The organism is Streptomyces sp. NPDC056503 (assembly GCF_042794995.1).
Taxonomy (GTDB): Bacteria; Actinomycetota; Actinomycetes; order Streptomycetales; family Streptomycetaceae; genus Streptomyces.
Genome location: NZ_JBHTST010000037.1, coordinates 42,954 through 57,215, shown reverse-complemented (window position 1 = coordinate 57,215; position 14,262 = coordinate 42,954). Strand labels below are relative to the sequence as shown.

Below are 14,262 nucleotides of genomic sequence, written 5' to 3'. Positions count from 1 at the left end.
GTACCAGTACCACGGAGAGACGCCGATCTCCTCGGAGATCGAGTAGATCCCGTAGATCGTCCCGCGGGCATCGCTGCCGGCGATCACCAATGCGTTGTCGACCCCGGGGACCGGTCGCCGCGGGCCGGGCTGCGGCCGACCGGCTCCGTCCCGCTCACCCCCGCGGACTCCGCCACCAGGGCCGGAGCGTGGAAGGCGCCGATCACGGCGGCGACCCGCCGCCCGCCCGCACCCGCCCCGGCGATCACCCGGCGCATCCGGTCCTCGCGGGCCAGATCGGTGGCCGGTACCTCGGCGTCGGTGCGCAGCGCCCAGCCGACGCCGAGCGCGGCGCGCCGCACCGCCTCGGGGGTGCAGCCGGGGGCGAGCACCTCGACGGCACGGTCCCACAGGTCGTCGCCGTCCCGGCCCGTCCCGGCGGAGGTCAGTGCGTCGGCGAACAGCCGCCGCCCCGCGCCCTCCGCCCCCGCGCCGTCCGCCCCCGCGGACCAGCCCGGGTCGCCCAGGGGCAGGTCGCAGCAGACGACCTCGGCGCCCCGGGCCCGTGCCCAGCGCACCGCCGCCAGCTCCGGCGAGAAGTCGGCGAACGGGTAGAACGACAGCCGTCCGCCCTCGCCCGTCCCGGCCAGCGCGACCGGCGCGACCGTCTCGGGATCGGAGAGGTGCTCCAGCCACGGCTGGAAGTCGGCGGGCAGCTCCACGCAGACCACCTCGGCGTCCGCCGCGTCGAGGAGCGCGGGCACCACGGCGGCGAGCGCCGGGCTGTGGTGCCGCACGCCCAGGAGGTACGGCTCGCGTGACGCGGCCAGCGCGTCGACGGCCGCCCTCGGGTCGGGAACGGTCACCGCAGGCTCCCGCGCAGGTCCCAGAGACGGCGCCACATGGCCGAACCGGTCTCCGCGCGGCGGCGGACCGGCCCGTCCCAGTAGCCGAGCAGTCGGGCGTGGTCGGCCGGATCGTCCTTGCGGACGACGCCCAGGAGGTGCCCCGGGAGCAGGTCGAGGACGTCCCCGCCGGGCAGGTACGCCGCCGAGAGCCCCAGCGACGCCGCCACCTGCACGGCCTCGGCGGTGGACATCACGGTGCCGGGCCGCTCCACGTCCCAGCCCTCCGTCGACCGGCCCGAACGCAGATCGCGGAAGACCGTGACGAGCGCGTCCAGGACGGCGTCGTCGACCGAGAACTCGGCCCCGGCCCGCCGTACCGCCGCGACGGCCTGACGCCGGATCAGGGTCGCCTCCGCGTCGGCGTCGGCGATCGGATCCACGGTCTCGAAGTTGAAGCGGCGCTTGAGCGCGGCCGACATCTCCGACACGCCCCGGTCCCGGAGGTTGGCCGTCGCGATCACGGTGAACCCGGGCGCGGCGCTCACCACGGCGTCCTCCGTCGCGGTCAGCTCGGGGACGGTGACACGACGGTCCGACAGCAGCGACACCAGGGCGTCCTGCACCTCGGGCAGACAGCGGGTGATCTCCTCGACCCGCACCACCCGGCCGGTACGCATGGCGGACAGCACGGGGGAGTCGACCAGGGCCTGCGGGGTCGGGCCCTGGGCGAGCAGCAGGGCGTAGTTCCACCCGTACCGGAAGGCGTCCTCGGTGGTGCCGGCGGTGCCCTGGACGGTGAGGGCGCTGGTGCCGCAGACGGCCGCGGCGAGCAGCTCGGACAGCATCGACTTGGCGGTGCCCGGCTCGCCGGTCAGGAGCAGGCCGCGCTCACCGGCCAGCGTGACGACGCAGCGCTCGACCAGCGCCCGCTCGCCGACGAACTTCGGGACGATCGCGAGCTTCGCGGGCAGCCCCTCGCGCCGCTCGGGCAGCGCGAGTTCGACGCCCGCGCTGCCGCAGACGAAGGTGACGACGGCCCGCGGCGTCAGCGCCCAGCCCGGCGGACGCGGACCCGGGTCCTGCGCGGCGAGGAAGGCGAGTTCGGCGGCGTGGCGCTCCTCGGCGGGCAGGACCTGCCGGGCGGGGGCGGAGGGATCGGTGGTGACGGTCATGCGCGGTTCCTTCGGGAGGTCGCTGGGGGAGAGGGGGACGAACGGTGTACGGAGGTAGCGGGGGTGGGGAGTGGGGGGCGAACGGCGTACGGAGGAGGCCGGGGCGCGGGGGAGCGGAGCGTGCCCCGCGGGCACGGCCCGAGGTCCCGTGGCGGCGGCGCTGCCCTCGGCATGCCGCCACCACGGGCCCCCGACGGCCGTGGCGCCCCGGCGCCCCGGCGCCCCGACGGAGCGGGACGCGCCGGGGCCGCCAGGGCCGGTCAGCGCCGCCGGCGGGTGCGCTTCACCTTGAGCTCCTCGAAGCGCGGCAGGTCGCCGTCGGCGATCCGCCGCCACGCCCGCGCGTACAGCTCGGCCACCGGCTCGGCCGGCACCAGCGGCCCGAGGACGGGCCGCCCGCCCCCTGCCAGGCCGAACAGCGACAGCTTCCACTGCTCGACGGGGAGCACCGGCGCCGACTGGTCCACCCAGGCACCCGGCAGGAACAGCGAGCGCCCCGCGCGGGCCCGGACGGCCGACACCACCAGGTCGGTGGCGGCGAGCTCGGCCCGCGCCGCCTTCAGACGCGCCGGCTTCCACCCCGTCCACCGAGCCGTGTTCCGGTCGGTCGGATCGGGCAGGGCCAGCAGCATCAGGTACAGCGCCGCCGCGTCGGCCCCCAGTCCGTGCGCGGCCGCCGCCTCCGCCACGAGCGCGGGCACCGAGCGCGACGGATCCTGCGGCCACCACGTGCCGTCCCCGTCGGCCGCTCCCGCCACGGGCGCGCCCGGATCGGCCAGCAGCCGCGCGAACGCCGGGTCGTGGCAGCGGCGCAGCGCCGCCTCGACCGACGTGGGCTCCTGGTCCGGCCCGCGCAGCGCCACCAGGTACGGGTCCGAGCCGGTGGAGTCCAGCAGCGAGGTCCGCAGCGCGGGCAGCGGCTGCCCGTCGTGCGTGGCCATCAGCACCGCCCCGTACCGCTCGTGGTCCGGTGCGGTCTCCGTCGGGGCACCCGCCACCTTCCGGAACTCCGCCAGGCTCGTGAAGTGCCCGACCGCGAGGAGCAGCTCCGGCGCGGCCAGCCGCTGCCGCAGGGCCGTCAGCGCGCCCGGCAGCGCCGCCCGCAGCGGGTCGCCCGCCGGAAGCCGGTGGGCCAGCCAGGTCATCAGACCCAGGGCCCCCGCCAGCACGGAGCCGGTGAACGGGGCTTCGGCGGGCGTCACCGGCTCCGGCCGGTCGTTCTGGATCCGCCACGCCACGTCCGCGCCGAGCTCGGGGGAGCCCGCCGGGTCCAGCAGCGCCGGCAGCGCCCGGGCCACGGGCCAGCCGCCGCGCACGGCCCGCGCGGCCTCGGCCGTCAGCCAGTCGGGGACCGGGACCCGGCGGCCGACCCGCGCGTTCCACACCGCGGCCGCCGCGGTCACCTCCGGGCCCTCGGTCCACAGGCGCGCCGGGTCGTCGGGCAGCAGCGCCGCCACCACCTCCTGGCGCACCTCGACCGACAGGGCGCGCAGCTCGTCCCGGGCGTGCCCGGCCTCGGCGACCTTCAGGCCGAGGGTCTTGCGCAGCTCCAGGGGCAGGAAGTTGTTCTCGTGGCTGTCGATCCCCGGCATGCCGGCCAGGACGAGCCCGGCGAGCGCCCGGGAGGCCCCGGTGAGCCGGCCGAACTCCTCGGCCGCCGCGGGCAGGAACGGCGCCGCGCCCCGAGCCTCCGCCTCCTTCAGGAACGCGGCCGCCCAGCCGGCACCGCGCTCGCGGTCACCGACGGGCCCGTCGGCGCGCACCGTGTACGGCCCGGGCACCTCGAACCGCCCGCTCGGGTCGTACAGCAGGGCACCGAACTCCCGGCCGTCCGGGACGCCGTCGCTGTGCTCGGTGAGCCCGAGGGCGGCACCGCCGCCGAGCGGCACCACGCTGCGGTGCGAGGTGTTCCGGCTCTGACCGTGGGGGTCGGTCAGATGCGGCTCGCCGAGGTGGAGCAGCACACGCCGCCAGCGGTCGGCGGATCCGGCCGCCGACAGGACGCCCAGGGCGTCGGTCATCGAGAGCAGACCGCGCAGCGCGGCCCGGTGCGCCTCGTCCGCGCCGGGCGCGACGGCCCGGTAGGCGAGCGCCGCGGGCCGGTCGAGGAGCTGCGTGAACGGCAGCCCGGACCAGGGCAGCGACGGCAGGTCGAAGTGGAGCCGGCCGGGCACGGCCGGGGCCTCCGCGTCGGCGCGCACCGCGGCCAGCTCCTCCAGATAGCGGTGGGTCACGTCCGACTCGGAGCCCCACCGGTAGTAGCCGGAGCCCACCACGCCGTTGAGCGCCTGGGCGAGGACCCGGTCGGACGGGCCCGCGACCCGCTCGACGACGGGCTCGGCCGTCGGGTGGAGCCGGGCGGCGACCGTGTCGAGCCTCCTCTGCTGCCAGACGGCGAAGAACAGCACCTTCACGACACCGGCGACGAGCTCGGGCGCGGTGACCGCGGGGAAGGCGGTGCCCACGAGGGCCACGACGTCCTCGACGCGCTCCGCGTCGACGGCGGCCTTCAGCAGAGTGCCGGCGGTCTCCGCGTCGGCCACGCGCAGCGCGGCCGACCCCTGCGGGTCGCGGGGGCGGAGCGCGTACAGGAAGGGCAGCGGCGGCAGCGGCGCCGCGGCGGTCTTGAACAGCTCGCTCCGGCCGCTCTCGGCCGTCGCCGTGACGACGCCGTCCGGGTCGGTGAGCGACAGCTTCCGCCACTCCCGGCTCAGCGCGCGCGGGCGGTCGTCGCCGGGGAACACCAGTGCCGCGATCGGCATGTCGGCCCCCTCGGGCAGCACCACCTCCCGTCCGGCGGTGTCACCGGCGTGCCAGCCGTTCCCCCGCAGCCGCACCACGCGCCAGCCCAGCAGCCCGTCGACGGGCGCGCCCACGGCGGAACCCTCGACGGCCGGCGCCGGCCGCAGCCAGGAGGAGAACGCCGCGAGCGTGGCGTCCGGGGCGTGCGGCCGCAGCGCGTCGGCCAGGAAACCGGGCTGCGAGCGCCGCCCGTAGGCGCCCTCGGCGGGGTCGTACTCGACCCAGCCGCTCTCGTCCGGCCCGGTGCCGTTCTCGAACACCCAGTACGACGTCCCGTCGGAGATCACGGGGACCTCCATGGGGAGCCGGGTGTCCCCGGCGTGCAGCACGCCGCGGCCGGTGGTGCGGCCGCCGCCGGGCAGCGCCAGGCTGACCTGGCCGGACCGCAGCGACCACGCGTTGACGTTCTCGTCGAGCGTGACCAGCCGGTCGGGCGCCGTGTGCCAGTACCCCTGCGCCGGGCCGTTGCCGTACCCGCTCCAGAAGACGAACAGGGCGCCGTCCACGTAGTGGAAGCCGCGGCTGCGGACCGAGGACGCCGCGGAGGACGGGATGCGCAGGTCATGGACGAGGAGGGTGGAGTCGGCGTCGATCACCCGGACCTGGGTGGCGTTCGACACGATCAGATGGGGCCAGGCCTCGACCACGGTCAGCTGGTCCGGATCCGACGACAGCTCCGCCACCGTCCGCTCCCACTCCGGCCAGTGGAACTCCTCCCACACACCGCCGCGCAGGGAGCGCGCCAGCGTCTCGCCGAGGTCGGCGCCCGCCGCTGCGGCCACCTCGTCCGGCGCGAGCGCCAGGGCCTCGGACGGCAGCCACGCCAGGGTGGACAGGGCCTTCGGCAGGGCGGGAAGCCCGGCCGCCCCCGACTTCCGGGCCACCTCGCCGGTCCAGCGGGCGAGCAGCAGGCGCCCGCCGGACGAGGCGGCCAGCCGGCGCAGGACGTCCGCGTCGTGGCCGCCTCCGCCGAAGCCGTCCGCACCCCGGTCGAAGGACCGGTGGAAACGCGGGTCGGCGGCGAGCGCGGCCAGGTCCCGGGGCCGCTCGGACTGGTGCCAGTCCATCAGGTCCAGCGCCGTGTCACGCGGGCGGTCGTCCCGCTCCGGCGCGGTCACGGGGACGTCCAGGGCGAGCAGCAGGTCCAGCAGGTTGACGTCCTCCACACCGACCCGCAGCGCGCGCCGCCCCTCGGGGCGGGCCGCCAGATCGGCGCGGATCCGTGCCGCCGCCCGCTCGACCAGCTCCAGCAGCGCCGTCGGGGTCGGCCGCCGGCCCCAGCCGCGGTGCCGGGCGGCGTGGTAGCGCTCCAGCCAGCCGGCGGCACCGTCGGCGCACTGCTCCTCGGCGGGCCGCTCCGCGTCGGCGAGGCCCGCGTCGGCACCGGACTCCGCGAGGATCTCCAGCCACAGCTCGCTCAGGGCGCCGTCGTCCGACGTCGGCGTCAGCGTGAGCAGGCTGCCCCGGACCGCCGGCACGCGCCGGGCCAGCGCGACGAGGGGGGCGCGGTGCGCCTTCCACCAGCCCGCCGCCGCCCGGAGGGTGGCCGGCAGCGGCAGCAGCTCGGCGAGGAAGTCCTGCTCGGCCTCGCCGCCGGACCGGCCCGCGGCGCGGGCGAGCCGCCGCAGCTCCGTGGTGGCCTGCGCGGACGGGGCGAGCCCGCCCGCCGTACGGCGCACGCACAGCCGCCGGAACCGCTCGTACGCCTCCTCCGGCGCGAGCCGCGCCGACAGCTCCTTGCCGTAACCGGACAGCACCTTCACCGGCAGCGCGCCGGCGAGCGCGAACTCCAGGAACACGGCGTCGAGCCGGTCCTCGTCGACCGCCAGCCCGTGCTGCGCCTCGCTGGTGCGGGCGCGGCCGAACAACTGCCCCGCGTACGTGGTGTTCTCCACCGCGAGGAAGACGCGCGCGGCCTGCTCGTAGAAGACGGGCAGGAAGTGGGGCACGGAGGAGGCGAGCCGACCGGCCAGTTCGAGGCAGGCGTCGAGCGCCGCCTTCGGCTTGGTCTTGGCCTGCCGCGCGAGCCGGTCCAGCTCGGGCACGACGGCCAGCGCGTGATGCCCGTCCTCCGGGTGGTGCACCAGCACCCACTCGGGGAAGCCGAGCTCCTGACGCCGGCCCAGGCCCACCACGACCGGTTCGGCCGCGGGTTCGAGCCCGAGGAAGCCCGCGGCCAGGTCCTCGGCGGCGCCGAGTTCGGCGGCGGTGAGCCGTACGACGACCCGGTCCTCGCCGAGCACCGGATGGCGGTAGACCCGTGCCGTCAGCTCCACCGCGGAGGGCCCGGCCCCCACGGTGTCGGCCGGGAGCACGGCCCCGGCGTCCAGCAGCTCCGTCTCGTTCGTCGTGGTCGTGCCGGTCACGCGTTCCCACCCTCTTCGATCGTGCGGCCGGCGTAGAGCGCGGCGGCCATGCGCATCCCCTCGGACCAGGCGACCGGTCCGACCCCGTCGAGCCGCACCGCGCGGCCGTCCTCGTCGTGCCAGCTGAGCCCGCCGGTCTCCGACTCCCCGTCCCAGTACGGCTCGCCGATCCACACCGAGGCCTCGGTCGTCCGGCCGCCGTCGCGGACCTTGCAGGTGGCGTACCCGCCGGAGACCCGGTAGCCGAGCCCGGTGGCCCGTGCGGCGAGCCCGAAACGGGAGGCGAACTTCCCGCCCGCGTAGTCGCGGACCTCCGTCGCGTTCGCGGCGTGCGCCTCCGGACGCGTCCAGGTGGCGCGGTGGATCTGCTCCACCCGCTGGGTGATGCCCAGTTCGGCCGCGAACTCCCGTACGTCGTCCAGATCGGGGAGCAGCACCGGATGCGGCAGGGTGACCGCGCGCGGCGCCAACCGCACCGTCTCGCCGTCGAGATCGACCACCTTGAGCCCGCCGTCGTCCGACACGTCCCTCAGGAAGCCGACCTCGTCCGGGTCGTCCCCCACGACGGCCATGTCCCGCAGCGCGGACCGCCACGCCTCGTCCGGCCACACCCGGGCGACCAGTGCCGTCGGCACCGGCAGCGAGGACACCATCCAGGCGTCCACCTGGGCCACGCACGCGTCCGCGTGCCGGTCCAGCCACTCGGAGAGCCGCTTCAGCCGGTCCACCCCGGGGTCGTCCCGAAGCGCCTTCGGCACGGTCTTCAACTCCCGCCCCCCGGACCGGCGGGCGACCACCCGCCCGCCCTCGCCGAGGGTCACCTCGTACCCCTCGCCCGCGTCCACCCACGCCATCTGCCGCGCCCCTCCACCCGTACGTCACTCGTCCACGCAGCCGGAACCAGGGGCACAGCGCCCCTTGAACTGCGGTAGGAGCACGACACTATGCGGCGCCACTGACAACGCGTCCGCCCGCCCTCACCGGCCGCCGTTCAGGGCGGCCCGGCAAGGACGGGCGGCTGGACGGCGGGTGAACGGGCGGACGGGCGGGTGGCGGACGGACGGGCGGACCGGCGGCGTACGGAAGGCGGGGCGGAGGCCGGCGCGGAAGGCCGGCGGACGGGCGGACGGACGGGCGGACGGGCGGACGGGCGGACCGGCGGACGGGCGTCAGACCACCGACAGGACGATCTTGCCGGTCGTACGCCCCCGCTCCCCGAGCTCGTGGGCCTTCGCCGCCTCGGAGAGCGGCAGCACGGTGTCGACGACAGGACGCAGCGCCCCCCGCTCCACCAGCGCCGCGATCTCGCGCAGACCGAGGTGGTCGGGCTCGACCAGGACCCAGGAGGCGCGCACGCCCTCGGGGGCGGCGGGGACGTCGTCCGGCCCCGGCAGGGTGACGAGCCGGCCACCCGCCCGCAGCACCTTCAGCGAACGCTCGGCCGTCTCCCCGCCGAGCGCGTCGAGGACGACGTCGACGTCGGACACGGCGTCCTCGAACCGGACCTCGCGGTAGTCCAGGACCTCGTCCGCACCGAGCTCCCGGAGCAGCTCGTGCTTGGCCGCGCTCGCCGTGCCGATCACGTACGCCCCGCGCGCCTTGGCGATCTGGACCGCCAGGTGCCCCACCCCGCCGGCCGCCGCGTGCACCAGCACCCGCTCGCCCGGCCGCACCCGCGCCGCGTCGACCAGCGCCTGCCAGGCGGTCAGCGCGGCCAGCGGCAGGGCCGCGGCCTCCACGTGGCTCAGCGACGCCGGCTTCGGCGCGAGGTGGCGGGCCGGCGCCACGACGTACTCGGCGTAGCCGCCCGCCTGCCGGGGAAACAGCGGCATCCCGAAGACCTCGTCACCCGGACGGAGGACCCCGACGCCCGGTCCCACGGCCTCGACCGTGCCGGAAACGTCCCAGCCGACCACCGGCAGGGCGTCCCACGCGATGAGCGCGCCACTCGCCCGGGTCTTCCAGTCCACCGGGTTCACACCGGCCGCGTGAACCCGCACCAGGACCTCGTTCAGGCCGGGTACGGGGCGCTCCACCTCGCGCTCGACGAGCACCTCGGGTCCGCCCCACTGCTCCACGACCATCGCACGCATGTTCTTTCCTCGTTCTCTCACCGTCGGTGTCCACCGGATCCCTTCCGGCGGCGACCCGTCCACCATCGCGCCTTCCGCCGTCGTCCGGTGTTGGCCCGCTGGCCACTATGTGACAGGATTTGGCCAGGAGGCCCCGACCATGACCGACACCGAGAAGACCGAGAAGACCGAGACGACCGGGCGGACCGAACAGGCCGGGCGGACCGAGCGGACCGGGAGTGCGGCGGACGCACCCGCCCACCGCGTCGCGGTGCTCGCCCTCCCCGGTGTGCCGCCCTTCGAGCTGGGCATCCCGTCCCGCGTCTTCGGCAGCGCCGAGGACGCCGGGGGCCGCCCCCTGTACGAGGTCACGGTCTGCACCGCCGACGGCGCCCCCGTCCTGAGCGACGCCGGATTCGTCGTCCAGCCGGCCGCGGGCCCCGAGGCGCTCGCCGCCGCCGACACCGTGGTCCTCCCGCCGACCCACGCCATGCCGGAGCTGGGCCGCGGCGGCCCGCTTCCCCCCGAGTTCGCCGCCGCCATCGCCGGAATCCGGCCCGGCACCCGTCTGGTCTCCATCTGCTCGGGCTCGTACGTGCTCGCCGCCGCGGGGCTGCTCGACGGGCGCCCCGCCACCACGCACTGGAACCTCGCCCCCGAGTTCCGTCAGGCGTACCCCCGGGTCAAGGTCGACGAGGAGGTCCTCTTCGTCGACGACGGCGACGTCCTCACCTCGGCCGGCGTCGCCGCCGGCGTCGACCTCTGCCTGCACATCATCCGCCGCGACCACGGCGCCGCGGCCGCCAACCGGGCGGCCCGCATGTGCGTCGTACCGCCCTGGCGCGACGGCGGGCAGGCCCAGTTCATCGACCGCCCCGTGCCCGAGCCGACCCTGGCCAGCACCACCGAAACCCGTGCGTGGGCCCTCGAACGCCTCGACGAGCCCCTCACCCTCGCCCGCCTCGCCGAACACGCCCGCATGAGCCTGCGGTCCTTCACCCGGCGCTTCCGCGACGAGGTCGGGATGACCCCCGTGCAGTGGCTCACGGCACAGCGCCTGGAACTGGCCAGACAGCTTCTGGAGACCACCGACCTCCCCGTCGACCTCGTGGCCCACCGCGCCGGCATCGGCTCCGGCAACTCCCTGCGCGCCCACATGCGGACGGCCTTCGGCGTCTCGCCCGCCGCCTACCGCCGGGCGTTCGGCGCCTCCGACCCCGTCACGGCACCGGAACGAACGGCCTGATCAAGGGCCACCGGTGGGTGACGCGCCGGTAGGCGGCCGGGTTCCCGGCGCGGTCACCGGGTCGCCGGTCCGGCGACCGGAGGGGCGTCACCGAGGGCCGGAGGGGCGTGACCGCCGGCCGTCGCCACCGGCGGCACCGAGGTGGACCACGGCGATGCCGTGGACGGCCTCCACCGCCTCCGGCACGAGCCGGGCCAGGACGGGCAGGGCGTGGTGCCGGCCGGCGGTCGCCAGGACGCGTCCGAGGGGCCCGAGGGTCGCCTCGGGCGCGGGGGACGTGAGCGGCGTCGCCCGCAGGGCCAGGTGCTGGACGGCGCGGGTGAAGGGATCCGTACCGCTCGGGCCGGGGACCGGGAAGGGCCGCACCGGCACGCGGGCGACGTGCGACGCCACCGCGGCCGGCGCCGCCGCCCGGTGACGCGGGACGGCGGGCATCCCGGCCACCTGCTCGGCCCCGGCTCCGCCGCCACCCGCAGCGGCGGTCGGTCCGTAAGGGTTCACAACGCGATGAGTCCTGCCGCCGTCTCCCTGAAACCGCAGGCTTCGAAGTAGAACGTCCGCACGTGCTCCTCGAAGTCGACGTGCAGCCACTCGCACCCCGCCGCCCGGCAGCCCTCGGCGGCCGCGCCGATCAGCGCGGACCCGACTCCGCGTGAACGCCAGCGCGGCGCGACGACCGTGTCCAGGACGAACGCGTGGAGTCCGCCGTCCCAGGCGACGTTGACGAAGCCCACCAGGCGATCACCGTCCCGGGCGCAGACCCAGCCGAGGCTGTGGCGCAGAAGCCTCGCCCGCCAGTCCGTCTTCCCGACCGGATACCCGAATCCTTCGGCGTGCAGCTCGTTGAGGGTCGGGTTGTCGACGTCGCCCCGCCACTCGTACGTGATCGTCATGGCCCGAACCTAGTACTCCGGCGGCGACCGGGCCCCGGCAGGCGCCGAGCCGGGCCCCGACGGAGCGGCAGGCCGACGATCCCCCGTCCGGGGCCTGTCCGGCGGTTCTTGTGCCCTCTGTTCACCTGCGGCGTTGGTACTCGCGTAGCGCGCCGGAGGGAACGACCGCCGGCCATCCAGTCATGAGCAGTGGGAGGCGTACATCGTGTTGACCGGTGACAGCTTCAGCAGCAGTACCTTCGCCATCGAACTGGGCAAGTTCCAGGTCGAGACCGTCCAGAGCGTCTCGGGACTCCAGTTGGAGCAGGACGTGGTGGAGGTCCGGCAGGTCTCACCGACCGGTGAACTGCTCGTGCGCAAGCAGCCGGGGGCACGCAGGACCGGCGAGATCACGATCACCCGCGGCATGGACAAGAGCACCGCGTTCACCGACTGGATCAAGGCCACCCTGGTCAACGCCGACCTCGACGGCGCCCGACAGGACATCACGATCGCGTTGAAGGACGCGAGGAAGCAGACCGTCCGCCGTATTCACCTCAGCAACGCCTGGGCGTCCCGCTGGGAGGGGCCGTCGCTGGGAGCCTCCGAGTCCGGGCCCGCGACGGAGCAGGTGACGATCACCTACGAGGACATCACCGTCGAGTAGCAGTCGGGTTCCGTCCGGCCGCTCCTGTCGCCGCCGGCGCGGTCCGGGCGTGCCTGGAGGCGCCCGAGCCCCTCGCCGGTGCGACGGTGTCGGGACGTCGTCCTTTCTTCGGGATCCGAGGCGTGGGCTTCGGGGCGTCGGCCGCGTGTGGGCGGGCCCGGTGCAGCACGCCGGCCTCGCGTGACCGCGCCGACGCGACTCCGACCGGTCGGTCGACCGGCCGGCCGACCGGCCGATCGACCCGCCTGGGCCTGCAACACCGCCTCGCCGTAAGCCACTTCAGGTCGATGACGTGCGTCCCCGCGGCCCTGCATGATGGGGCGAGAAGTGGCCGAGGGGAGGGGATGTCGTGTCTCAGGAGGAACGGGACGCGCGGTTGGGTCTCACGGGGCTGACCGGCGCGGAGCGGGCGGCTCGTGTGCGCGAGTTGACGGAGGAGATCCAGCGGAAGGCCGCCGCCGCGCGCGCGGCGTTGAGGGCGGAGCGGGCGGCGGCCGCCGGAGCGGCTTCCCGGGTGGAGGGCGGCGAGGAGGGGGAGACGCCGCCTCAAGGGGGTCGGGCTCGGTGAAGGGCCCGCGTACGGGGAGCTCGGGGGAGGGATGACCCCCCGTACGGTGCGAGCGTCGGCGGAGGGGGAACGACGGCCGGCGGGCCGGATCAGCGGCGTGGCCCGGCGCCGTGCAACAGGGTGTCGATGATGCGCGCGGCGAGGGTGTCGGGGTCGGCGCCGTCCGTGTTGCCGTGCAGCGACTCCCCGATGAGCGCGTAGTAGACCCGGCGCATCCAGTCGAGGTCGGCCGCCTCGTCGATGAGCCCGTCGGTCTGCGCGCGTCGCAGGACGGTGACGCAGCGGTGGGCGATGTCCTGCTGGAGGGCGAAGGCCTCGCTTTCGGGGTCCTCCGACAGGCCCAGGGCGAACGTCCAGGCGCCCTTGACCTGGAGGACGTTGGCCGTGATCCGGTGCATCGCCACCAGCGGCGGTGCCGTGTCCGGCCGGCCGTCGTCCACCGCCTGGGCGAGCTGGCGCGCCGCGGACGTCGCGAGCGCCTCGATCAGCGCCTGCCGGTTGGCGAACCGCCGGTGGATGGTGGTCCGGGCCACCCCCGCGGCCGCGGCGACCTGCTCCATGGACGCGCCGGGATCCTCGGCGAGCACCCGCTCCGCCGCCTCCAGGATGGCGCGGACGCTGCGCTCCGCGTCCGCCCGCAGAGGTGGTGTCGCCTTCTCGCCCATCGTGCCTCCTAGCAGGCCGTTTACCCACCCCCCACAGTACATCGGAGATGCACTGCGCACTCAATCTGCGACATTCATGTTGCAGTTAGTCGAAGAAGAGGTACTCTCGTATCCCAGTTGCCGTGTCATCGTCTGACGGAGGAACTCATGCGCAGCACTGCCCTCATCACCGGCGCGTCGTCCGGCCTCGGCGCGGAGTTCGCCGAGCAGCTCGCCGCCCGCGGGCACGACGTGGTCCTGGTGGCCCGCTCCGGCGACCGCCTCGCCGCGCTGGCCGGACGCCTCACCGCCGCGCACGGCGTCCGCGCCCACGTCCTGGTCCAGGACCTCGCCGAGCCGGACGCCGCCCGCCGCGTCGCCGGCGAGCTGGCCGCCCGCGGCCTCACCGTCGACCTGCTGGTGAACAACGCCGGCTTCGGCACGTGCGGCCGCTTCGAGGAGATCTCCGGGGCCCGCGACCACGACCAGCTGATGGTCAACGTCGTCGCGCTCGTCGACCTCACCCACGAGCTGCTGCCCGGCATGCTGGAGCGCGGCCGCGGCGCGGTGGTCAACGTCGCCTCCAACGCCGCCTTCCAGCCGTCCCCCTACTTCGCCGTCTACGGCGCGTCGAAGTCCTTCGTGCTGAACTTCGGCCTCGCCCTGCGCCAGGAGTACCGGCGCCGCGGCATCCGCGTGCTCACCCTGTGCCCCGGCCCCGTCGAGACCGCCTTCTTCGAGACCATCGGCACCCGGAACGCGGCCGTCACCGGCTCCATGACCACCCCGGAGCCCGTCGTCCGGGCCGCCCTGCGCGCGCTGGACCGCGACCGCGGCTACGTCGCCCCCGGATTCGGCAACGCCCTGACCGCGCACCTGACTCCGCGCCGGCCCCGGACCCTGGTCGCCGCCGTCGCCGAGCGCGTCACCCGCAAGGTCCTGACCCCTTCCGGCGCCGGTGCCGCCACCGCGCAGCCGGAGCGCGCGGCCTGAGAACCCCACGCGCCCCCTTCGGCGCGGCATACC

At 75.8% G+C, this 14,262-nt stretch carries 10 protein-coding genes and 1 pseudogene; 3 read left to right on the top strand and 8 right to left on the bottom strand.

The window, feature by feature from the left end; genetic code table 11:
• Nucleotides 1–140: 140 nt before the first annotated feature.
• From ACFQ8C_RS14230 to ACFQ8C_RS14210, 5 genes and pseudogenes are all read right to left on the bottom strand, one after another.
• Nucleotides 141–845: pseudogene (locus tag ACFQ8C_RS14230) on the bottom strand (DUF5682 family protein); the annotation flags it as partial.
• Nucleotides 842–1,999, bottom strand: coding sequence for an AAA family ATPase (locus ACFQ8C_RS14225; protein ID WP_383456334.1), 1,158 nt, complete (start codon nucleotides 1,997–1,999; stop codon nucleotides 842–844). The pseudogene ACFQ8C_RS14230 and the gene ACFQ8C_RS14225, both read right to left, overlap by 4 nt.
• A 260-nt stretch (nucleotides 2,000–2,259) precedes the next feature.
• Nucleotides 2,260–7,167, bottom strand: coding sequence for a DNA-binding protein (locus tag ACFQ8C_RS14220; RefSeq protein WP_383456331.1), 4,908 nt, complete (start codon nucleotides 7,165–7,167; stop codon nucleotides 2,260–2,262).
• Complete coding sequence (locus ACFQ8C_RS14215; protein ID WP_383456328.1) at nucleotides 7,164–8,021, bottom strand: DUF4132 domain-containing protein; 858 nt, start codon at nucleotides 8,019–8,021, stop codon at nucleotides 7,164–7,166. The genes ACFQ8C_RS14220 and ACFQ8C_RS14215 overlap by 4 nt, the downstream gene beginning before the upstream one ends.
• A 315-nt stretch (nucleotides 8,022–8,336) precedes the next feature.
• Nucleotides 8,337–9,260 (bottom strand): NADP-dependent oxidoreductase, encoded by a 924-nt coding sequence (locus ACFQ8C_RS14210; RefSeq protein WP_383456326.1) that lies wholly within the window; start codon nucleotides 9,258–9,260, stop codon nucleotides 8,337–8,339.
• 139 nt (nucleotides 9,261–9,399) lie between these two features.
• On the opposite strand from ACFQ8C_RS14210, the gene ACFQ8C_RS14205 reads away from it, so the two are divergent.
• Nucleotides 9,400–10,485 carry a GlxA family transcriptional regulator gene (locus tag ACFQ8C_RS14205; protein ID WP_383456323.1) on the top strand — a complete coding sequence of 362 codons (1,086 nt, stop codon included), beginning with the start codon at nucleotides 9,400–9,402 and terminating at the stop codon, nucleotides 10,483–10,485.
• 87 nt (nucleotides 10,486–10,572) lie between these two features.
• On the opposite strand, the gene ACFQ8C_RS14200 is transcribed toward ACFQ8C_RS14205, so the two are convergent.
• Both ACFQ8C_RS14200 and ACFQ8C_RS14195 read right to left on the bottom strand, forming a co-directional pair.
• Nucleotides 10,573–10,920: a hypothetical protein gene (locus ACFQ8C_RS14200; protein ID WP_383456320.1), complete on the bottom strand. Its 348-nt coding sequence runs from the start codon at nucleotides 10,918–10,920 to the stop codon at nucleotides 10,573–10,575.
• Between the two features lie 62 nt (nucleotides 10,921–10,982).
• The gene (locus ACFQ8C_RS14195) at nucleotides 10,983–11,378 is read right to left on the bottom strand and encodes a GNAT family N-acetyltransferase (RefSeq protein WP_383456317.1); all 396 of its coding nucleotides are present in this window, start codon (nucleotides 11,376–11,378) and stop codon (nucleotides 10,983–10,985) included.
• Between the two features lie 205 nt (nucleotides 11,379–11,583).
• Between ACFQ8C_RS14195 and ACFQ8C_RS14190 the strand changes: the two genes are divergently transcribed.
• Nucleotides 11,584–12,024, top strand: coding sequence for a phage tail protein (locus ACFQ8C_RS14190; protein WP_383456315.1), 441 nt, complete (start codon nucleotides 11,584–11,586; stop codon nucleotides 12,022–12,024).
• A gap of 657 nt (nucleotides 12,025–12,681) precedes the next feature.
• Here ACFQ8C_RS14190 and ACFQ8C_RS14185 read toward each other — a convergent pair.
• Nucleotides 12,682–13,257 (bottom strand): TetR/AcrR family transcriptional regulator, encoded by a 576-nt coding sequence (locus ACFQ8C_RS14185; RefSeq protein ID WP_383456312.1) that lies wholly within the window; start codon nucleotides 13,255–13,257, stop codon nucleotides 12,682–12,684.
• 147 nt (nucleotides 13,258–13,404) lie between these two features.
• Here ACFQ8C_RS14185 and ACFQ8C_RS14180 point away from each other — a divergent pair, with 147 nt between their 5' ends.
• Complete coding sequence (locus tag ACFQ8C_RS14180; protein ID WP_383456309.1) at nucleotides 13,405–14,229, top strand: SDR family NAD(P)-dependent oxidoreductase; 825 nt, start codon at nucleotides 13,405–13,407, stop codon at nucleotides 14,227–14,229.
• Nucleotides 14,230–14,262 lie beyond the last annotated feature (33 nt).

Bases quoted from the DNA above. Each gene is read 5' to 3' on its own strand.
- ACFQ8C_RS14225 (WP_383456334.1), bottom strand. From the start codon at position 1,999: ATGACCGTCACCACCGATCCCTCCGCCCCCGCCCGGCAGGTCCTGCCC.
- ACFQ8C_RS14215 (WP_383456328.1), bottom strand. From the start codon at position 8,021: ATGGCGTGGGTGGACGCGGGCGAGGGGTACGAGGTGACCCTCGGCGAG.
- ACFQ8C_RS14210 (WP_383456326.1), bottom strand. From the start codon at position 9,260: ATGCGTGCGATGGTCGTGGAGCAGTGGGGCGGACCCGAGGTGCTCGTC.
- ACFQ8C_RS14205 (WP_383456323.1), top strand. From the start codon at position 9,400: ATGACCGACACCGAGAAGACCGAGAAGACCGAGACGACCGGGCGGACC.
- ACFQ8C_RS14200 (WP_383456320.1), bottom strand. From the start codon at position 10,920: ATGCCCGCCGTCCCGCGTCACCGGGCGGCGGCGCCGGCCGCGGTGGCG.
- ACFQ8C_RS14195 (WP_383456317.1), bottom strand. From the start codon at position 11,378: ATGACGATCACGTACGAGTGGCGGGGCGACGTCGACAACCCGACCCTC.
- ACFQ8C_RS14185 (WP_383456312.1), bottom strand. From the start codon at position 13,257: ATGGGCGAGAAGGCGACACCACCTCTGCGGGCGGACGCGGAGCGCAGC.
- ACFQ8C_RS14180 (WP_383456309.1), top strand. From the start codon at position 13,405: ATGCGCAGCACTGCCCTCATCACCGGCGCGTCGTCCGGCCTCGGCGCG.